This window comes from Labrys okinawensis (assembly GCF_047345005.1).
In the GTDB taxonomy this organism is placed as follows: domain Bacteria; phylum Pseudomonadota; class Alphaproteobacteria; order Rhizobiales; family Labraceae; genus Labrys; species Labrys okinawensis.
The window spans coordinates 4785041-4802367 of the sequence record NZ_CP178864.1 but is presented as its reverse complement, the minus strand read 5'-3'; the positions used below and the strand labels follow the sequence as shown (position 1 = coordinate 4802367).

Here is a 17327-nt window from a genome sequence, read left to right as displayed (position 1 = left end):
AAAGATGACGAGCAGCCTAGCACACAATGTCGGCACCGACATCGGCAAGGATCATTTGGATGTGGCTGTCCACCCGGCAGGCCTCATCAAGCGCTTTGCCAACACCCAGGCGGGCCATCGCGCCCTGCTTGCCTGGCTTTCTTCCTGGACTGTCGAGCGTGTGGTGTTCGAAGCAACGGGGGCCTATCATCGCGCCTTCGAACGCGCGCTCAACCAGGCCGGCCTGCCGGCCGTCAAGCTCAACCCGCGCCAGGCCCGACGCTTTGCCGAAGGTATTGGCAGGCTGGCCAAGACCGATCGCATCGATGCCATGACCCTGGCCCGCTATGGCCAGGCCGTCCAGCCCGAGCCGACCCTCATCGTCAGCCAGGCCCTTGAGGAGATGAAGCAATTGGCCGCGGCGCGGGACGCCCTGATGAAGATCAAAGTGGCAACCCAGACCCGCCAGCAAACCGCCGAACTCCCCCTGATCAAGCGCCAACTCGCCAAGACACTGGCTCTGACCCAAGCGCAGATAAACGCCATCGACGAGGAGATCGCCAGGCGGGCCGACAAGGATCCCGCCTTCAAGCGCAGAGCCGAAATCCTCGACTCCATCCCCGCCGTGGCACCCATCACAGCTCACGCCATGCTCATCCACATGCCTGAACTGGGCACCCTGTCTCCCCCTCAAGCCGCAAGCCTGGCCGGCCTCGCCCCTGTCCCACGCGACAGCGGCAGCAAAAATGGCAAGCGCTTCATTCGCGGGGGAAGAGCCCTTCTGCGACGAGCCCTCTATATGCCCATGGTCGCCGCTATCCGATGGAACCCCGACCTCGCCGCTAAATACCAGGCCATGGTCGCCGCCGGAAAACCCAAAAAAATCGCCATCGTCGCCATCATGCGCAAGCTCATCATCCTCGCTAACGCCCTCTTGCGAGATAATCGGATTTGGACGCCTAAAGCTGCTTGACCGAATACGGATACTCCCAGGACTACCGCCCGATATCGTAGCCCTTGTCGCGCAGCTTGATCAGCGCAGCCTCCAGATCCTCGTCCAGCTTGTCCGGCATGATGATGCGCGGCTGCACGATGAGGTCGCCGGCGCCGTCCCTGTCTTGCACGCCCTTGCCTTTCAGGCGGAACGATCGCAGGCCCGTGGTGCCCTTGGGCAAGGTGAGGTCGACAGAGCCGTCCAGTGTGGGCACGCGCACCTTGGCCCCGAGCGCTGCCTCATAGATGGTGACGTTCACGTCGACGCGGACATTCTTGCCCTCGGCGCGAAAAATGTCGTGTGGCGCCACAGCCACAATGATCAGCGCGTCACCCGATTCCCCGCCGAAGGGGCTGGGTTCGCCCTGGCCACGCAGGCGGATGGTCTTGCCGGCTGCGATGCCGGCGGGGATGGAGGCATCCACCGCCCGGCCCGGGCCAAGCTCGACGCGGGCCTTGCCGCCCAGCGCCCAGATGGTGAAGGGGATCTGCCCCGTCACCTGAATGTCCTCGCCACGCGGCGGGGCGCCGCGCGGGCCGGCCCCGCCGCGCTGGGCACGGCCGCCAAACATCTCGCTCAGGATATCGTCGAAGCCAGCGCCACCGCCGAAGCCACCGCTTCGGCCGCCAGTGCCGAAATTGAACTCGAAATTGCCGCCGTCGCGGCTGAAACCGCCTCCCGGACCGCCAGCGCTCTCGAAGCCCTGGAAGCGTGGCTTGCCCTCGGCGTCGATCTCGCCACGGTCGAACTGGGCGCGCTTGGTCTCGTCGCCGACGATCTCATAGGCGGTGTTGATCTCGGCGAATTTCGCCGCGGCCTTGGTGTCCTTGTTCTGATCGGGATGGTATTGCTTGGCGAGCTTGCGAAAGGCCTTCTTGATCTCGGCCAAGCTCGCTGTCTTGGATACGCCAAGCACGCTGTAGGGGTCACGCATGTCAATCCTCCGGCCGGCCCCCTGATGGGCAGCCGGCTGCCGTGGCGCAAGGCCCACGATTCCTGACGAAGATGGGATTTGTCGGCGGATTCCGCAATATGCTTGCGGGGCCAAATTGCCTATGCATGGGGATGCCGCAGCCTGACGGATTCGCCATGCCCATACGCGCCATACTCTTCGACAAGGACGGAACTCTCGTCGACTTCCACCTGACCTGGAGCGCTGCCGCCTATGCCGCCATGCTGCGCCTGAGCGCCGGTAATGAAGAGAAGATGGCGCGCCTTGTCGAGATCAACGACTATGATCTGAAGAGCCATCGCATCCGGCCAACATCGGTGCTGGTAGCGCAGTCTTCGGCCGATTACGGCGTGACCTGGGCGCGCGCCCTCGGCCAAACGGCCGACGATGCCTTCTTCGCCCAGATGGACCGGATCTTCATCGAGGAGGGGCTGAAGCACGTCACCCCGATCGGTGATCCGCCCTGGCTGCTCTCCACCTTGAAGGCGAAGGGCTATCTCACCGGCATCTGCACCAATGATTCCGAGGCCGGCGCCCGCGCCCATTGCGAGAAGCTCGGCCTGTTGCCCTGGCTCGATGCCGTGCTCGGCTATGATTCCGGTCATGGCCGCAAGCCCGATCCCGGCCCCGTGCTGGGCTTCGCCGCCGCCTTCGGTATCTCACCGGAGGAGGTTGCCCTGGTGGGGGATTCCACCCATGACCTGCATGCGGTAAAGGCGGCAGGTGGCACGGCCATCGCCGTGCTTTCGGGCTTTGCCGGCCGGGAGGAACTGGCACCTCACGCCGATCATGTGATCGACAGCGTGATGGATCTGCCAGCCCTCCTCGAAGCCCTCGAGCGCTGATGTTCCGGCGCCCCGCTCCACCGCCGACTGGTTGGGCTACGTCGTCGCGCCGCGCGGCCGTCTTCGCTTTCGAGGCCGTGCTGATTTGTCTGGTCCTCCTGCGCTTTCACCTGGCACCGATGAGCGCTGCCTTCGCCGCGCTGGTCGGCAGCCTGCTCGTCGCCCTCATGGCCCTCCTTTTCGCCCTCGTCGCTTTCGTGCTGATCTGGCACAAGGGCGAGCGGGGCTTCGGGCGGTCGCTGACTGGCTTCGTGCTCGCCCTGGTGCTGCTCGCGCCCGCGGGCTTTGCATCCTGGCTCGCGCTGAGCGTACCGGCGATTGTCGATGTCTCCACCGATACGGCCGATCCGCCCTTGCTGTCCCATGCTGCGAAGGACCGGCCGGCCGATGCCAATCCCGCCACCTATCCCGCCGGCAGTGCCGAATATCAGCGCGAGGCCCTGCCGCAGATCCAGTCCCTCCTGATCGACATCCCTCCCGACGATATCCGCAAGCTGGTGCTGAGGCTGATGCAGGAGCGGCGCTGGCGCGTGGTGGCCGACCTGCGCCTGGCGGAAACGGCGGCGCGCGTGCGCCTGCCGGATATCGCCCCGTCCGATCGTATCGAGGCGGTGGCGACCTCGACGCTTTTCGGCACCACCGACGATATCGCCGTGCGCATCCGGGTCGATGGCGGCAAGACACGCATCGATATGCGCTCCGCTGCCCGCTACGGCTCCTATGATTTCGGCGCCAACGCCGCCCATGTCCAGAATTTCCTGGCTGACCTGCGCGACCGTGCCCTGCTGCCCGATCAGGCCAGCCAATAGGTCCCGTCGAAGGAGGGCGGACCATGCGTGCCGACCCGTCCTTGCTGGATGAGGTCTTCCAGATGGGCGAAGAGGTTGAGCGCCGCCGCTCCGAACAATGCCGGTTGTAGTCCGGCGTATACTTTTCTTGTCAGCACGGCGATCGGGGCAGGCCCGTCCCGCAGCGCCTCCAGGATCGAGGCTTCCCGCAGGAGGCGGTGGCGGATCATCGCCTGCACGAAGCGTTGCGGCTGCAGTACAGGGCCGCCATGCCCGGGGAAATAGCGGGTTTCCGGGCGCCCGATGAGCTTGCGCAACGAGGCCATGTAGTCGCCCATCGCCCCGTCCGGCGGCGCGACGATACTGGTCGACCAGGCCATGACATGATCCCCCGACAGCAGCACTTCGTCCCCCGCGAGTGCAAAGGCGAGGTGGTTTGCACAGTGGCCGGGTGTCGCGATGGCCTCGAGGCGCCAATCCGGCCCCTCGATGGCATCGCCATCCGCCAGCACGATATCGGGCCGGAAGGCCGTATCGCCTGCGGCATCGAGCAGATTTATCTCGCCCTGATGCATCGGCCGGGCACTGCGGTGCGGCCCGGCGCCGTATGTCCGGGCGCCTGTGGCCGCAACCAGGGCCGGAACGGCGAGCGAGTGGTCGCGGTGGGTATGGGTGAGGGCGATCGCCGCTACCTGCTCACCCGCCACCGCCGCCAGCAGGGCTGCGATATGGATGGGATCGTCAGGTCCGGGATCGATGATCGCGACTGTGCCGTGCCCAATAATATAGGAGCAGGTTCCCGTGAAGGTGAACGGTCCGCCATTGGGCGCCACGATGCGCCGCACACCGGGCGATAAGTTTTCGCTGATGCCAACTACCGGCGGTTCTCGATTATACGGGATGTCTTCACTCATCCCGCAAGCATCCATGTGATTTGACCGGGCGGCAAGGGTGTAGTTCCTTTATTCGATTACCTTCGGCAAGATCGCCTCTTGCGCACAGACGCCCTTTGGACGAAACTTACGGTTCTACTAATGTGGAATGGATCCGGTCGTTCGGGGCTGGATCAGGACCGGGAGTGGAAGATGGCGCAGAGTGGCACCGTCAAATTCTTCAATGCCCAGAAAGGCTACGGCTTTATTACGCCGGACGATGGTGGGCGCGATATCTTCGTTCATGTGACTGCGGTCGAAAGCTCAGGCCTTGGAACGCTTTCCGAAGGACAGAAGATCTCCTTCGATGTCGAGCCGGACAAGAAGGGCAAAGGCCCCAAGGCAGTAAATCTGGCGAAGGCCTGAGGCGAATATCCACCGGGTTGCGGGACCCGGCCGCCGAAATAGGATATGGAATGCAGCCGCTCCTCCGGAGTGTCTGGTTATTCCAATCGATGGATTTCGGCCTCATGCAATTGCGCTCCTCGCCCGCCTCGCCATTTGGACGGAAAGTCAAGATCGCAGCCCATTACCTCGGACTATTCGACCGCATCACCGTCGTTCCCGCCGATACCAACGATCCGCAGGACTCGCTGCGCCAGCAAAACCCGCTCGGCAAGATCCCGGTTCTCCTGCTGGAAGACGGCACCGCCCTCTACGACAGCCGTGTCATTCTCGACTATCTCGATTTCCTTGCCGGGGGTGGCCGGATCATCCCGACCGGGCCGGCCCGATACGATGTGCTCAACCGTCAGGCCCTCGCTGATGGCATCATGGATGCCTCGCTGCTGCGGGTCTATGAGGGGCGTTTTCGCGAGACGGAGCATCACAGCGCGCGTTGGCTCGAAGTCCAGACGGGTAAGGTCGATCGGGGCCTCGCTTCGTTCGAGAGGCGGGCAGGGGCCTTCAATGGCGCACTCGATGCCGGAAGCATCGCGCTCGCCTGCGCCCTTGGCTATCTCGACCTGCGCTTCGCCGGCGCCTGGCGCCAGGACTATCCCGGCCTTCTGGCCTGGCTGACGGAATTCGAGGCGCAGGTGCCGTCCTTTGCGTCAACCAGGCCCGCTTGAGCGGGGCGGTTCACGTTGGCCTCTTGCAGCAGGGGCGACAGGCGTGTTGCCGGCTACAGGCGCAAGGGCTTTGGAGTGAGGCCTTCATTCCTGCCGTTGCTCCCAGGCAAGGCGCAATTTTGCGCCTTCGCCCTCAAAATATTCGTCGGTCGGCTGGCATTCTCGGATGCGGTCGGCTCGGAAGCTGCGAAAATCCCGCCGCAATTCGCACCAGCCGATGATGTGCATGACCTCGACGTAGTAGACCACACCGATGGGGCGGATGACGCGCTGGCTCGGCTTGCCCTCGGCGTCGGCATAATGCAGCTGCAGCTTGCGTTCTTCCCGGATTGCCGCACGCACCATGGCTAGATCCACCGTTACCTGCTGGGGATGGATCCATTGCGGCACATAGAGGCTGCCCCGGTCGATGGGGTTGCGCGCCGATGTCGGCAGCACGGTGGCAATCTTCGCGCGGATCGACACGGCTGCGTTGCGCAGGCCCCTGTCATTGGTGCGCTCCAGCAACCCCAGTGCCACCACCAATGCCTCGACCTCCTCGATTGAAAGCATCAAAGGCGGCAGATCGTAGCCGGCCCGCATGACATAGCCGATGCCGGCCTCACCGTAGATCGGCACCGACAGTGCCTGAAGGGAGGCGATGTCCCGGTAGACGGTGCGCTTGGTGACTTCGAGCTGCCTCGCGATGGTTTCCGCCGTCACCGGCTTGCGGGCCACGCGCAGGAACTGGATGATCTCGAACAGGCGGGTAGTGCGGCGCATGCAAGTCCTTTCCCCGGAGGCCTAGCCCGACTGCTGACAGGTTCCTGGGTGGTGGGTCAGTTTGAAATTTAGAGGCATTGACCCTTGGAATTGCCGCGTTCGTCAAGCATGATGCCAGCATGAGCACGAAGCACCCAAAGCGCCCTCGCGACCCCAATCAGTTGGCAAAATTTATTGTAGAAGTCGCAACTGGCGATTCCCAGCCAACCACCGAGTCAGATAGAAGTTCTATGTCTATTCTCGGGAGGGCGGGCGGCCTCAAGGGCGGCGAAGCTAGGGCGCGTAAGTTGTCGTCTGAAATTCGTTCTGAGATAGCCCGTAAGGCAGCCGCCGCAAGGTGGCATAAGGATGACGACTGAAATAGCTATCTTGAATCGGGGCGCGGTTGCTCTTGCCGCCGATAGCGCGTTGACAATTGGCCGCGATAGAGTCTGGAAAAGCGGCAATAAGCTTTTTTCCCTTGGCCCTACCAATGACATCGCCGTCATGTTTTATGGGCTTGGTGACTTCATTGGATACCCGTGGGAAACTATCGTTAAGTGCTTTAGGGAGCGCACGGGAAATAAAGCTTATGGCAGTGTGAAGGAATGTTCGGCCGATTTTTTTGATTACATACGCAGCGATTTATTTAAACACGAAGCAAACGAGAATTTAAGTTTAGATTATTTATTTGTGGTATTTTTTGAAATATTAAATAAGTCTATTGTATACGAAAGGAAAATGGAATTTCGTAAGGTGGTGGCCGACGAAGTTCTAGAGCACTTGAAGATTATAGAAAGTATGGAAGTATTTGATAATAATATAACTCTCCCGGTATTTTCTAGAGAATTTTCAAAGAGAATTAAAGATTTGGCTTCAGATGTTTTTGAGCAAAAAATTACTAATGAATTACATAAGATATTTGTTAATTATTGCTTCGAATTAGCTAGAAGAGAGGTTACCTCTAAATACCATACGGGTGTAGTTTTTGCCGGTTTTGGCAAGGACCAGATGTTCCCTTATGCCGAGCACTTTATTGTGGACGGAAAATGCAAGGGAATATTCAGGTCATGGAGTGTAGATATCTCTGATCTAAATAACCCCAATGAATCACCAGGCATAATAGTGCCCTTTGGGCAAACTGACGTTGTATTCATGTTTATGGAGGGGATAAATGAAAGTTACATCGAATTTATAGAAAAGATTTGGTTGAGATTTTTGAATACTAGATCGGAAGAAGTTATTAATAGCTATATAAAAGAAAAAGATGAAAGAACTGTAGAATTATCAAAACAAAAGCGCGAAAACATAAAAGTAATGGAAAGTTTCTTGGATCAATTTTCCAAGCTTAGAAATAAACAGCATTCTAGAGCGATAACGAACATTGTTAGTAGCTTGCCAAAAGATGAAATGGCAGCCATGGCAGAGGCTATGGTGGAACTTACCTCATTACGACGTAAGGTAGATTCTAGACTAGAGTCCGTTGGTGGTCCTGTGGATGTTGCCATTATATCTAAGGGAGATGGTTTAATATGGACAAAGAGAAAACATTACTTTAATATGGAACTTAATTCGGACTATGCGGTTAGGAAGAGACTGAGAAGGGAAGCACCATGATGAAGCGCGCCAATTCATCTGCACGTGTCATCCAAACGCTGGAAAGTCGCATCCGACATCCCGCCAAAGGGTCATCTCTTATGCGCCGGAGGCCGCCGGAAAACGCTTCTGAAGCAGCCGACGAAGCGTTCAAAAAGATATGGAGCGATCTGGAAGAATTTCGAAAAGAGCAATTGAAATTGACCGAAAGTGCTTGACGCTCAAGCATAAGTGTCATATTGAATTGAGCTATGAACAAGCTCGATTCAAACGACCGCGCACGCATCCTTCACCTTCTTTGTGAAGGTCAATCCATCCGCGCGATCACTCGTTTGACGGGCGCAAGCAAGAACACCGTCATTAAGCTGCTTGTTGACACGGGGAAGGCCTGCATGGCCTTCCATGACATCGAAGTCCGCAACGTGAAGGCAAAGCGCATCCAGGTTGATGAAATCTGGAGTTTCACCTATGCCAAGCAAAAGAACGTGAAAGAAGCCAAGGCAGCCCCAGACGGCGCGGGGGATACATGGACTTGGACTGCGATTGAGGCCGAGACCAAATTGATCTTGTCCTATTTCGTCGGCGGTCGTGACAGCGAGTGCGCCGGTTGGTTCATGGATGACGTTGCCGGTCGTCTCGCCAACCGCGTGCAATTGACCTCAGACGGCCACAAAGCCTATCTGGACGCCGTCGAGGGTGCCTTTGGCGCAGATGTGGACTACGCCCAGCTTGTGAAGCTCTACGGGGCCGCGCCGGATGCTTTCAAGGGCCGCTATAGCCCAGCAGAATGCATCGGCACGAAGAAGACGACGGTCGAAGGCAACCCGGACAAGAAGCATGTTTCCACTTCGTACGTAGAGCGCTCCAATCTGACGATCCGCATGCATATGCGCCGCTTCACGCGCTTGACCAATGGCTTCTCAAAGAAGGTTGAGAACCACGCCTACGCCGTCGCTCTCCACATGATGTACGACAACTTCGTCCGTATTCATCAGACGCTGCGCACGACGCCGGCCATGGCAGCGGGCATCAGCAAGAAGCTTTGGGAAGTCAGCGATATCGTGGCGCTGGTCGAAGCGATGGAACCGAAGGGCGGCAAGCGTGGCCCCTATAAGAAAAGGGCGTAATTGATTTGTTAGGCAAATCAGTTTAGCCTTTGTACTTACCGGAGGACTTATTATGCGCAGCGACGAGACAGCCAACTTGTGGCGTATCTCAGTTGTGTTTGAGAACCGTTCGGATGGCGGTTTGCGCGTATACAGTGACGACGTTCCCGGATTTGTTTTATCTCATCCCAATAGAGAATTGGTCTTAGCAGACGTAATGCCTGCTCTTGAAACGATCATCGGTGAGATGATGGGCGCTCGCGTGCTGATTAAGCCTCTTGATATTGAGCGCTCATTGCCGTGGCTTCCTGCGAACACGCGGCAGAAGAAATTCTACGAGGCGCGGCGCGCAGCTTAAATGATCTCAGTTCATCGCCTTCCTCGCGACAACTGGGAACGTAAGCTTAGATCATATGGGTGTTATCCGGCGGAAGGGCTGGGGCCATTGAACACCGCAGAATGGTGGCGTTGGCCTTGGCCAGGCGCACCATTTACCGTTCCAATCGATGAAGAAGGCTACTGCGACCAGCAGGCGTTTCAACGCCTTCTCGCGGACATGTGTCTCCTCGCCCCTTCGTGGTGGCAGCCTGACATGATCGACTTCTAAATTTCAAACTGACCCACCACCGGTTCCTGTCAGCAAGGTTCTGCTTGAATGCGGTCATGTCAACCCATGGACGTTTGGTGTGACTGCCACGTGGCTTGCCTTTGGCCGGATGCCGAGTGGCGCTACGATCATCGTCGGCACCATCACACCGAGCGGCGCCCCTGACGCAGCTTCGGCTGCACCAGCCGTGAAAAACGAAAAGGGCCCGGCGCTTTGCCGGGCCCGTTCGGAGCGTCCCTTCCGATCCGATCAGAAGTGATAGTTGACGCCCAGCTTGACGTCGCTGCCGCTATAGCTGGCGCGAGGCAGGGCATTCACGTCGTAGTCGCCGCGGGCCAGGCTCGTGTAGTTATACTCGGCCCGCACCGAAATTTCCGGCGTCACGCGGTATTCGAGGCCGAAGCCCGCCGTCCAGCCAACCAGGAAGTTGGTGTCACTGCGGACATATTTCATCTCGACGTCACCGCCGGCGATACCGGCCTTCACATAGGGCAGGAAGTCGCCCATGGCGTAACCGAGACGGGGCGTGATCGAGCCGTTGAAGCCGAGCGTGCCCTTGCCGCCCATCCACTTGTCGGTGATATCGGCATAGTTGAGCGAGCCTTCGATGCCGACGACGATCGGATCATACTGCATATTGTAGCCGGCCTGGACGCCGCCGGTCCAGCCACTGGCGCTGTTGAGGCGCCAGCCGGGCGGGTCGAAGTCGCCCGAGAAACCGTAGCCGAGATTCACACCGGCATAGAGACCGGTCCAGGTTACGGGGGCCTGATAGGCGGGTTCCGGTTGCTGATTGGTCGGGATATCGGCAGCATAGGCGGAGCCGGCGATCAGCGTCGCTGCCATGACAAGAAGAAGCTTCTTCATCGTGAACTCCTGGTACTCATACTCGCAATGACGCCGGTGTTCCCAAGCCATCGAGCTGTTCTGTGACCGTGGTACGTTAAGACTCTTAAGAGAAAGTTGTCTCATGGGATTATTAAGACAATTTAACAAGGCAATATTATGGCGTATTCTATAGTGTACTCTATAATACTTCGTTAACCATGTTTGTTATTGTTTTATTATACATTGAGACACTGCGCGGATGGCTTGGCGCAGCTGTCAGGGCGCCGCTGCCGGTGGAGCCGCCATTGGAAGGCTGTCCCATGCGGCAGTGTAGGGTGCGGGCGCATTCATGAAGCCTGGTTTGACAGTGCTCAGGTCGTAGTTGAACGTCGCTGCCTTGGCCGACCAGCGATTATGCCGCGCCCCGCCGCAGGCGAGGCTGTCGCTCGCGTTGTCCTCGGCGAGGCCAGGGATGGCGCAGAGCGACAGGGTCTGCGTACCGCCCAACTTGGCGATATCCCTAGCGGGGTTCCCGGCCGCATCGGGCGGAATTGAGCCGACGATATCGGGATCGCCATTGCCTTCGGCCCGCCGGGTGCGTTGAGCCTCGGTTGCAGCCACGGCGCTGCCGAGCACGGGCGCCCTAGTCATGTTCACGAAGTGGCCCGTCCACACGATCGACAGGGAGGCAGGCATGGCTTCGCCGGCCCGCGCGCCCTCGATGAGAGGCTGCGCGGCGATGATCGCACAAGTGAGGAGGGTGACCTTCAGCATTGTGTGTCCGGGCGCTTGCACCGTGAGGGGGCCGATGTGCCAGTTGAACAATGCTCGTGGATTTCGCGGCGTTAACGCTGGGCAGGAAGTTGGCCACAGCGTAAACGGAACGTGAAGATCGGCCTCGACGAGGGAAGGAAGGCATGGTGGATGCTGGAAGAGTACGGCGAGCCCTGGTGACCGGCGCCGCCAAGCGTATCGGCCGCGAGATCGCATTCGGGCTGGCGCGCCAGGGCTATGACGTCGCACTGCATTGCAACCGTTCGCGTGCGGAAGCCGATGCGCTGGCCATGGAGATCGGAGCCCTCGGCCGCAGGACGTGCGTGGTGGTCGGCGACCTCTCGGCCGGTGATGGCGTCAGCCGCATCGTCGAGGAAGCCAGGGCGGCCATCGGCTCGCTGAGCCTTCTGGTCAATTCGGCCTCGATGTTCATGCCCGATGCCGTCGGTACTCTGGAGGCGAAGAGCTGGAACATTCAGTTCGCCGTCAATGCGCAGGCGCCCATTTTCCTTACCCAGGCGTTTGCCGCCCAAGTGGTGGACGAGGTGAAGGATCCCTCGGTGGTCAATCTGATCGACCAGCGCGTGCTGCATCCGCGGCCGGATTACGTCTCCTATTACCTCAGCAAGTCCGTGCTGCACATTGCGACGCAGACCCTGGCCCAGGCGCTGGCCCCACGCATCCGCGTCAACGCCATTGGCCCCGGCCCGACCCTGCAGGCCGCCTCGCAGACGCCGGAGGAATTCGAGGCGGAAGCCGCCGGCACGCCGCTCGGCCATGGCAGCGATGTCGCCGACATTGTCGAGGCTGCGCTCTACCTCGCCCATGCTCGTAGCGTCAGCGGCCAGATGATTGCGGTCGATGGCGGCCAGCATCTCGCCTGGGCGGAATAGCGCGCCAAAAGCCGGAGTGTGGAGCTGCACAACCGACCCTGGTGTGGCAGTCGCTATGTTTCGCAGCAAAACTGCCGCCTACTGTTTTGAGAATCGGCTTTACATGCCCGACTGCGGCACTTCGGTGTGGCTCGATTGGCTTGGCATGCACCGCTGATGACATAAGCGTTGGATTCCGTTGGACAGAAAATGAACAAATATTGACTTTCCTTCGCTCCCATGCTGTCATCTCCTCCGGAATGAAGCAGTCAGCAGCCGGCGTAGGAACAACCCGGCTCCGAACGCTTCCATCCACCCCGATAGCCTGCCCAGGCGGCAGGCGCATGCGGCGGCCATGCTTCCTTCGAAGCTGGCCTCCAGGGGTGACGAGCGGGACAGACGGGATCGGCACCCCATGGAAGTGCCCTGTGATCCCTGGATGGAGCATGGCGGGCAACAGCCCGGCAACGCCTTCGTCCCCTCCTCCCGCCGATGCGGTGAAGACGGCTGATGCCACCGTCCGGCCAGGACGGACGTCGCTCAGCCCCTTTGCCGAGCCGGCTGGGTTCGGGTTCGGATGGTCCGTGCCATCCGCTCCAGGCTCGCCTCCGCCTTCAGAAGGCGGAAAAAACAGGTGGCCTTGCACGCCTTGTCAGCGTGCCCGGCCGCCGGAACGGGGCGATGGTGGCCTGCACCGACAGTGCGGCCTGCATCTTCCATGATCCTGCTTTCACGGCTGCCCCGCAGCCGCCATCGCCCGGTCTCCTCAATCAACCCAGCCCGAAAGGGCGTGGGAACGAGAGCGCTTGCGCATTGCGGTGAGAAAGCGGAGGCGGAAGCCGGAGAGGCACGCAAGCGCCGCGTTTGAAGCGCCCATTTTTAAATGATCCTATGACTATCGGTTTCTCTGGTGCAGCACGCAGAACCCGTCTGTCCAGAACCACACTGTGTAGCGCTCGTCCCCTCGTCACGCCTGCTCCGTCGTCCTATCTTATAGTCATGATCGACTCGCCCGAACTTCCCGAAGCCGAAGAGGCTTCTTCCTCCGTCGACTTTGCCTTTGACGAGAAGGCCGTTCCCTCCGCGCTCCGAGCGGGGGTGGCGGTGATCCATGCCTTCTGGAGGACGCTGCCGAACGCGCCGGGCGTCTATCGCATGATCGATGCCGAGGGCACGGTGCTCTACGTCGGCAAGGCACATTCGCTGAAGAAGCGCGTGGCGAGCTACGCGCGTGGTATCGCGCCCACGGCCCGCATCGCCCGCATGATCGCCGAGACCGCCTCGATGGAATTCGTCACGACGCAGACGGAGACCGAGGCGCTGCTGCTCGAGATCAACCTGATCAAGAGCCTGAAGCCGCGCTTCAACGTGCTGCTGCGCGACGACAAATCCTTTCCCTATATCCTGTTGACGGGCGACCATGCCGCTCCGCAACTCACCAAGCATCGCGGCGCCCGCACCCGCAAGGGCGACTATTTCGGGCCGTTCGCCAGCGTGCTTGCCGTCAACCGCACCATGAATGCGCTGGAGCGCGCCTTCCTCATTCGCTCCTGCACGGATTCGGTGTTCTCCACACGCACTCGTCCCTGCCTCTTGCACCAGATCAAGCGCTGCTCCGCGCCCTGTACCGGCGAGGTCTCGATCGAAGACTATGCCGTGCTGGTGGGCGAGGCGCGCGCCTTCCTTTCCGGCAAATCCAAGGCCATCAAGGAGCAGATGGCGCATGAGATGGAGGCGGCCGCCGAGGTGCTCGAATTCGAGCGTGCCGCCCGCTATCGTGATCGCCTCGCCGCGCTGTCCGCCATCCAGGCGACGCAGGGCATCAATCCGCGCTCGATCGAGGAGGCGGATGTCTTCGCCGTGCATGAGCAGGCCGGCCAGTTCTGCATCGAGGTTTTCTTCTTCCGCACCGGCCAGAACTGGGGCAATCGTGCCTATTTCCCCAAGGCGGATCGCACGCTCTCGGAAGCCGAGGTGCTCGATGCCTTTCTCGGCCAGTTCTATGACGACAAGCCGGCGCCAAGGCTGGTGCTGCTCTCCCATGAGGTCGAGGGCGCAGACCTGTTGCAGCAGGCGCTGTCGCTGCGGGCCGGCCACCGCATCGAGATCGCGGCGCCGAAGCGCGGCGAGAAGCGCGACATGGTCGAGCACGCCCTCACCAATGCCCGCGAGGCGCTGGGCCGTCGTCTGGCCGAGTCATCCTCGCAGTTGAAACTGCTGGAAGGCGTCGCCGAGGCCTTCAACCTCGAGGAGACGCCGCGGCGCATCGAGGTCTATGACAACTCACACATCATGGGCACCAACGCGGTGGGCGGCATGGTCGTGGCGGGGCCGGAGGGCTTCGCCAAGAACCACTATCGCAAGTTCAACATCAAATCCTCCGAGATCACGCCCGGCGACGACTACGGCATGATGCGCGAAGTGCTGCAGCGCCGCTTCTCGCGCCTCCTCAAGGAGAACCCGCGCGATCCCACGCAGAACATAGCGGAGGCCGAGCCCGAGGAGGGCATGCCCGGCTCCCTGCCTTCCTGGCCCGACCTGGTGCTGATCGATGGCGGCGCCGGCCAGATGCAGGTGGCGCGCGAGGTCTTCGCCGATCTCGGCGTCGAGGACGTTGCCCTCGTCGGCGTCGCCAAGGGCCTCGACCGCGAGGCCGGCCGCGAGACCTTCATCGTCGAGGGCAAGCCGCCCTTCAAGCTCGCCCCGCGCGATCCCGTGCTCTATTTCGTGCAGCGCCTGCGCGACGAGGCGCACCGTTTCGCCATCGGCGCCCATCGGCAGAAGCGCTCGAAATCGCTCAAGGAGGGCGGGCTCCAGGAGATCGGCGGCATCGGGCCGCAGCGTAAACGAGCCCTCCTGCGACATTTCGGCACGCTCAAGGCGATCGAGCGCGCCTCGATGACGGATTTGGAAGGCTGCCCGGGGATCGACCAGGCCACCGCCCGAAAGGTGTACTCTTTCTTTCACGAAAAGGCGGGATGAAGCTTGTTGACGCAGCAGGCCTCCCCATGTTCCTTCAAGCCATGACTGCTGTTGCGCCCAAAAAGCGGATCTCGCCGCTCTCGCTGCCGAACATCCTGACCTATGGTCGGATTGCCGCCGTGCCGGTGGTGGTGGCCTGCCTTTTCTGGCCCGAGGTGATCTGGGTGCGCTGGGTCGCCTTCGGCGCCTTCGCGCTCGCCGCCATCACCGATTATTTCGACGGCTATCTGGCGCGGGCCTGGGGCCAGCAATCCTCGCTTGGCCGCATGCTCGATCCGATCGCAGACAAGCTGCTGGTCTCCGCCTGCCTGCTGATGCTGACGGCGACCGGTACGCTCACCATGGCTAATCTGGCGGTGTGGGCCGCCATCGTGATCCTCTGCCGCGAGATCCTGGTCTCCGGCCTGCGTGAGTTCCTGGCCGAGTTGCGCGTGTCGGTTCCGGTGACGCGCCTCGCCAAGTGGAAGACCACGGCGCAATTGGTGGCAATCGGTTTTCTGCTCGCGGGGCCAGCGGGAGAGCGCGTGCTGCCCGGCTGCACGGTGATCGGCCTGGTGCTGCTCTGGGTCTCGGCGGTGGTGACGCTCTATACCGGCTACGACTATTTCCGCAGCGGCGTGCAGCACCTGCTGGAGGAGCGGGAATGAAGCTGATCTATTTCGCCTGGTTGCGCGAGCGCATCGGCGTTCCCGAAGAGGAAGTCGAGCTGCCGCCCGAGGTAAAGACAGTCGGCGACCTCATGCAATGGCTGGCCGGGCGCAACGAAGCCTATGCCTATGCTTTCGAGAATCCGAAGATCGTGCGCGCCGCCATCGACCGGCGCCATGTCAAGCCGGCGGCGGTGATTGCCGGGGCAGGGGAGATCGCCTTCTTCCCGCCGATGACCGGCGGCTGAGATGAGCGTCCGCCTGCAGAGTGCGGATTTCGATGTGTCGGCCGAGGTCAAGGCCCTGGCGGAAGGGCGGACCGATATCGGCGCCGTGGTCAATTTCATTGGCATCTGCCGGGCGGGGCCGGAGGACGACCGCATCACTGCGATGACGCTCGACCATTACCCCGAGATGGCGCAGGCCGAGCTTGAGCGCATCGAGGCGCAGGCGCGCGGGCGCTGGCCGCTCGACGGCGTCACCATCATCCACCGCTTCGGCCGCCTGGTGCCTGGCGACAATATCGTGCTGGTCGTCACCGCCTCCAGGCACCGCCAGGTCGCCTTCGAGGCAGCTTCCTTCCTGATGGACTACCTGAAGACTCGCGCCCCCTTCTGGAAAAAGGAGGAGCGGGCGAGCGGCAGCGGCTGGGTGGCTGCCAAGGACGAGGACGATCTTGCCGCCTCGCGGTGGGAGAAGAGAACTAGCGAGACGCCCTAAAGCAAAGCGCCATTAGGCGTAAACGCACTTTGCTCTAACTCACTGTTTCAACGCGTCTTTGCGATTCTTGTAAATACCGTCAAATCGCAAAACGCTACGGAGTTCCGGCGTCGTCAATGAAAGAAACAGGTCAAACCATCCTCGGATACTGCTCAATCCACCGAAATGTTGAGATTATGACGGCAATCAGGCGGCTTCCTGGCAATGGTGTGATTGAAACGCCATGAGAATCTGCGCATGTTTGTCGCAGGCGGATGAAATATCGGGCAACCCACCGCCGCAGGAAGCGGAAGTCGACAATGGACCTCACACAGATTCTGATCAACCTGGTAGGCGGCGCTCTGGGCGGGGCCGGCGCCGGCAAGGCAGTCCCCCAGTTCGACATGGGTACCATCCTCAATGCCATCGCCGGGGCGGTGGGCGGCGGTGTGCTGGGTCAGCTCATCACGGCGCTGGCGCCCTCGATCCTTGCGGCTGCTCAGCAAGGCAATCTCAGCGTCGGCGGCATCGTCAGCAATGTGATCGCCGGCGGTGCGGGCGGGGCGATCCTGCAGTTGATCATCGGCATGATCAAGAATTCGATGGCCAAGTAAGGCCGTTCGGACAGACGAGATTCGGGGCGCCATTGCCGGTGGGCAGTGGCGCTGTGCCGTACCTAAAGGGAAGATGCTCCAAACGCCGGTCTCAGCCCGCCAGGGCGGAGGCGACGTGCACCGTATCGGCGTTCACGACGCTGCCCAGCAGCCAGACGCCGACGATCAGCGCCAATCCGGCGAACAGGCCGACGACGACATCGATGGTCACGCCGGTAATATCGCTTTCATCAAATCCGTTCTTTGCGGCAAACAAACCTGCCAAACGCATCGTACCAACTCCAACAGATGCCCCAGAGTA

Annotated in this window: 21 protein-coding genes; 15 read left to right on the top strand and 6 right to left on the bottom strand. The window is 60.8% G+C overall.

What is annotated here, in order from left to right; genetic code table 11:
* The first annotated feature begins 4 nt into the window (after positions 1-4).
* The gene (locus ACMDCR_RS22495; protein WP_413987661.1) at positions 5-952 is read left to right on the top strand and encodes an IS110 family transposase; all 948 of its coding nucleotides are present in this window, start codon (positions 5-7) and stop codon (positions 950-952) included.
* A 22-nt stretch (positions 953-974) separates the two neighbouring features.
* Here the strand turns inward: ACMDCR_RS22495 and ACMDCR_RS22490 are convergent, their stop codons facing one another.
* Positions 975-1907, bottom strand: coding sequence for a DnaJ C-terminal domain-containing protein (locus ACMDCR_RS22490; protein ID WP_413988763.1), 933 nt, complete (start codon positions 1905-1907; stop codon positions 975-977).
* A 155-nt stretch (positions 1908-2062) separates the two neighbouring features.
* On the opposite strand from ACMDCR_RS22490, the gene ACMDCR_RS22485 reads away from it, so the two are divergent.
* Together ACMDCR_RS22485 and ACMDCR_RS22480 are read left to right on the top strand one after the other, a co-directional pair.
* The gene (locus ACMDCR_RS22485) at positions 2063-2770 is read left to right on the top strand and encodes an HAD family hydrolase (RefSeq protein WP_413988762.1); all 708 of its coding nucleotides are present in this window, start codon (positions 2063-2065) and stop codon (positions 2768-2770) included.
* A complete protein-coding gene (locus ACMDCR_RS22480; RefSeq protein ID WP_413988761.1) occupies positions 2770-3579 on the top strand; it encodes a DUF1499 domain-containing protein in 810 nt (269 codons plus the stop codon). Before ACMDCR_RS22485 ends, ACMDCR_RS22480 begins: the two co-directional genes overlap by 1 nt.
* Here the strand turns inward: ACMDCR_RS22480 and ACMDCR_RS22475 are convergent.
* Positions 3564-4472 (bottom strand): MBL fold metallo-hydrolase, encoded by a 909-nt coding sequence (locus ACMDCR_RS22475; RefSeq protein ID WP_413988760.1) that lies wholly within the window; start codon positions 4470-4472, stop codon positions 3564-3566. The genes ACMDCR_RS22480 and ACMDCR_RS22475 overlap by 16 nt on opposite strands.
* A gap of 171 nt (positions 4473-4643) precedes the next feature.
* Between ACMDCR_RS22475 and ACMDCR_RS22470 the strand changes: the two genes are divergently transcribed.
* Entirely contained in the window at positions 4644-4856 is a 213-nt protein-coding gene (locus ACMDCR_RS22470; RefSeq protein ID WP_284316494.1) for a cold-shock protein, read from the top strand.
* Between the two features lie 104 nt (positions 4857-4960).
* Positions 4961-5560 (top strand): glutathione S-transferase, encoded by a 600-nt coding sequence (locus ACMDCR_RS22465; protein ID WP_413988759.1) that lies wholly within the window; start codon positions 4961-4963, stop codon positions 5558-5560.
* 84 nt (positions 5561-5644) lie between these two features.
* Here the strand turns inward: ACMDCR_RS22465 and ACMDCR_RS22460 are convergent, their stop codons facing one another.
* On the bottom strand, positions 5645-6322 hold the full coding sequence (locus ACMDCR_RS22460; RefSeq protein WP_413988758.1) for a helix-turn-helix transcriptional regulator: 678 nt from the start codon (positions 6320-6322) through the stop codon (positions 5645-5647).
* A gap of 348 nt (positions 6323-6670) precedes the next feature.
* Here ACMDCR_RS22460 and ACMDCR_RS22455 point away from each other — a divergent pair, with 348 nt between their 5' ends.
* From ACMDCR_RS22455 to ACMDCR_RS22440, 4 genes are read left to right on the top strand one after another with little or no spacing between them, the layout of a single operon-like run.
* Positions 6671-7918, top strand: a complete 1248-nt coding sequence (locus ACMDCR_RS22455; protein WP_413988757.1) for a hypothetical protein — start codon at positions 6671-6673, stop codon at positions 7916-7918.
* Positions 7915-8115: a hypothetical protein gene (locus tag ACMDCR_RS22450; protein ID WP_413988756.1), complete on the top strand. Its 201-nt coding sequence runs from the start codon at positions 7915-7917 to the stop codon at positions 8113-8115. Before ACMDCR_RS22455 ends, ACMDCR_RS22450 begins: the two co-directional genes overlap by 4 nt.
* Before the next feature lie 33 nt (positions 8116-8148).
* Positions 8149-9024, top strand: coding sequence for an IS1 family transposase (locus ACMDCR_RS22445; RefSeq protein WP_413988755.1), 876 nt, complete (start codon positions 8149-8151; stop codon positions 9022-9024).
* A 52-nt stretch (positions 9025-9076) separates the two neighbouring features.
* Complete coding sequence (locus tag ACMDCR_RS22440; RefSeq protein WP_413988754.1) at positions 9077-9361, top strand: hypothetical protein; 285 nt, start codon at positions 9077-9079, stop codon at positions 9359-9361.
* Between the two features lie 498 nt (positions 9362-9859).
* Here the strand turns inward: ACMDCR_RS22440 and ACMDCR_RS22435 are convergent, their stop codons facing one another.
* Positions 9860-10477 carry an outer membrane protein gene (locus ACMDCR_RS22435; protein ID WP_413988753.1) on the bottom strand — a complete coding sequence of 206 codons (618 nt, stop codon included), beginning with the start codon at positions 10475-10477 and terminating at the stop codon, positions 9860-9862.
* 237 nt (positions 10478-10714) lie between these two features.
* The gene (locus ACMDCR_RS22430; protein WP_413988752.1) at positions 10715-11212 is read right to left on the bottom strand and encodes a hypothetical protein; all 498 of its coding nucleotides are present in this window, start codon (positions 11210-11212) and stop codon (positions 10715-10717) included.
* A gap of 143 nt (positions 11213-11355) precedes the next feature.
* On the opposite strand from ACMDCR_RS22430, the gene ACMDCR_RS22425 reads away from it, so the two are divergent.
* The 6 genes from ACMDCR_RS22425 (at position 11356) to ACMDCR_RS22400 (ending at position 17026) form a co-directional block, all read left to right on the top strand.
* Positions 11356-12105 carry an SDR family oxidoreductase gene (locus ACMDCR_RS22425; RefSeq protein ID WP_413988751.1) on the top strand — a complete coding sequence of 250 codons (750 nt, stop codon included), beginning with the start codon at positions 11356-11358 and terminating at the stop codon, positions 12103-12105.
* Positions 12106-13083: 978 nt separating this feature from the next.
* Positions 13084-15066 (top strand): excinuclease ABC subunit UvrC, encoded by a 1983-nt coding sequence (uvrC, locus tag ACMDCR_RS22420; RefSeq protein WP_413988750.1) that lies wholly within the window; start codon positions 13084-13086, stop codon positions 15064-15066.
* Positions 15067-15092: 26 nt separating this feature from the next.
* Positions 15093-15713, top strand: coding sequence for a CDP-diacylglycerol--glycerol-3-phosphate 3-phosphatidyltransferase (pgsA, locus tag ACMDCR_RS22415; protein ID WP_413988749.1), 621 nt, complete (start codon positions 15093-15095; stop codon positions 15711-15713).
* Positions 15710-15961 carry a molybdopterin converting factor subunit 1 gene (gene moaD, locus ACMDCR_RS22410; protein WP_413988748.1) on the top strand — a complete coding sequence of 84 codons (252 nt, stop codon included), beginning with the start codon at positions 15710-15712 and terminating at the stop codon, positions 15959-15961. The genes pgsA and moaD overlap by 4 nt, the downstream gene beginning before the upstream one ends.
* Position 15962: 1 nt before the next feature.
* Complete coding sequence (locus ACMDCR_RS22405) at positions 15963-16433, top strand: molybdenum cofactor biosynthesis protein MoaE (RefSeq protein WP_413988747.1); 471 nt, start codon at positions 15963-15965, stop codon at positions 16431-16433.
* Positions 16434-16732: 299 nt separating this feature from the next.
* Positions 16733-17026, top strand: coding sequence for a hypothetical protein (locus ACMDCR_RS22400; protein WP_413988746.1), 294 nt, complete (start codon positions 16733-16735; stop codon positions 17024-17026).
* A 91-nt stretch (positions 17027-17117) separates the two neighbouring features.
* Here ACMDCR_RS22400 and ACMDCR_RS22395 read toward each other — a convergent pair whose 3' ends face one another.
* Positions 17118-17297, bottom strand: a complete 180-nt coding sequence (locus ACMDCR_RS22395; protein WP_413988745.1) for a hypothetical protein — start codon at positions 17295-17297, stop codon at positions 17118-17120.
* Positions 17298-17327 lie beyond the last annotated feature (30 nt).

What these genes read in the sequence shown, in the direction of transcription:
- ACMDCR_RS22425 (WP_413988751.1), top strand. Translation starts at nt 11,356, where the DNA reads ATGGTGGATGCTGGAAGAGTACGGCGAGCCCTGGTGACCGGCGCCGCC.
- ACMDCR_RS22460 (WP_413988758.1), bottom strand. Translation starts at nt 6,322, where the DNA reads ATGCGCCGCACTACCCGCCTGTTCGAGATCATCCAGTTCCTGCGCGTG.
- ACMDCR_RS22465 (WP_413988759.1), top strand. Translation starts at nt 4,961, where the DNA reads ATGCAATTGCGCTCCTCGCCCGCCTCGCCATTTGGACGGAAAGTCAAG.
- pgsA (WP_413988749.1), top strand. Translation starts at nt 15,093, where the DNA reads ATGTTCCTTCAAGCCATGACTGCTGTTGCGCCCAAAAAGCGGATCTCG.
- ACMDCR_RS22440 (WP_413988754.1), top strand. Translation starts at nt 9,077, where the DNA reads ATGCGCAGCGACGAGACAGCCAACTTGTGGCGTATCTCAGTTGTGTTT.
- ACMDCR_RS22395 (WP_413988745.1), bottom strand. Translation starts at nt 17,297, where the DNA reads ATGCGTTTGGCAGGTTTGTTTGCCGCAAAGAACGGATTTGATGAAAGC.
- ACMDCR_RS22435 (WP_413988753.1), bottom strand. Translation starts at nt 10,477, where the DNA reads ATGAAGAAGCTTCTTCTTGTCATGGCAGCGACGCTGATCGCCGGCTCC.
- ACMDCR_RS22470 (WP_284316494.1), top strand. Translation starts at nt 4,644, where the DNA reads ATGGCGCAGAGTGGCACCGTCAAATTCTTCAATGCCCAGAAAGGCTAC.
- ACMDCR_RS22480 (WP_413988761.1), top strand. Translation starts at nt 2,770, where the DNA reads ATGTTCCGGCGCCCCGCTCCACCGCCGACTGGTTGGGCTACGTCGTCG.
- moaD (WP_413988748.1), top strand. Translation starts at nt 15,710, where the DNA reads ATGAAGCTGATCTATTTCGCCTGGTTGCGCGAGCGCATCGGCGTTCCC.
- ACMDCR_RS22450 (WP_413988756.1), top strand. Translation starts at nt 7,915, where the DNA reads ATGATGAAGCGCGCCAATTCATCTGCACGTGTCATCCAAACGCTGGAA.
- ACMDCR_RS22475 (WP_413988760.1), bottom strand. Translation starts at nt 4,472, where the DNA reads ATGAGTGAAGACATCCCGTATAATCGAGAACCGCCGGTAGTTGGCATC.
- ACMDCR_RS22430 (WP_413988752.1), bottom strand. Translation starts at nt 11,212, where the DNA reads ATGCTGAAGGTCACCCTCCTCACTTGTGCGATCATCGCCGCGCAGCCT.
- uvrC (WP_413988750.1), top strand. Translation starts at nt 13,084, where the DNA reads ATGATCGACTCGCCCGAACTTCCCGAAGCCGAAGAGGCTTCTTCCTCC.
- ACMDCR_RS22495 (WP_413987661.1), top strand. Translation starts at nt 5, where the DNA reads ATGACGAGCAGCCTAGCACACAATGTCGGCACCGACATCGGCAAGGAT.
- ACMDCR_RS22490 (WP_413988763.1), bottom strand. Translation starts at nt 1,907, where the DNA reads ATGCGTGACCCCTACAGCGTGCTTGGCGTATCCAAGACAGCGAGCTTG.
- ACMDCR_RS22485 (WP_413988762.1), top strand. Translation starts at nt 2,063, where the DNA reads ATGCCCATACGCGCCATACTCTTCGACAAGGACGGAACTCTCGTCGAC.
- ACMDCR_RS22400 (WP_413988746.1), top strand. Translation starts at nt 16,733, where the DNA reads ATGGACCTCACACAGATTCTGATCAACCTGGTAGGCGGCGCTCTGGGC.
- ACMDCR_RS22405 (WP_413988747.1), top strand. Translation starts at nt 15,963, where the DNA reads ATGAGCGTCCGCCTGCAGAGTGCGGATTTCGATGTGTCGGCCGAGGTC.
- ACMDCR_RS22445 (WP_413988755.1), top strand. Translation starts at nt 8,149, where the DNA reads ATGAACAAGCTCGATTCAAACGACCGCGCACGCATCCTTCACCTTCTT.
- ACMDCR_RS22455 (WP_413988757.1), top strand. Translation starts at nt 6,671, where the DNA reads ATGACGACTGAAATAGCTATCTTGAATCGGGGCGCGGTTGCTCTTGCC.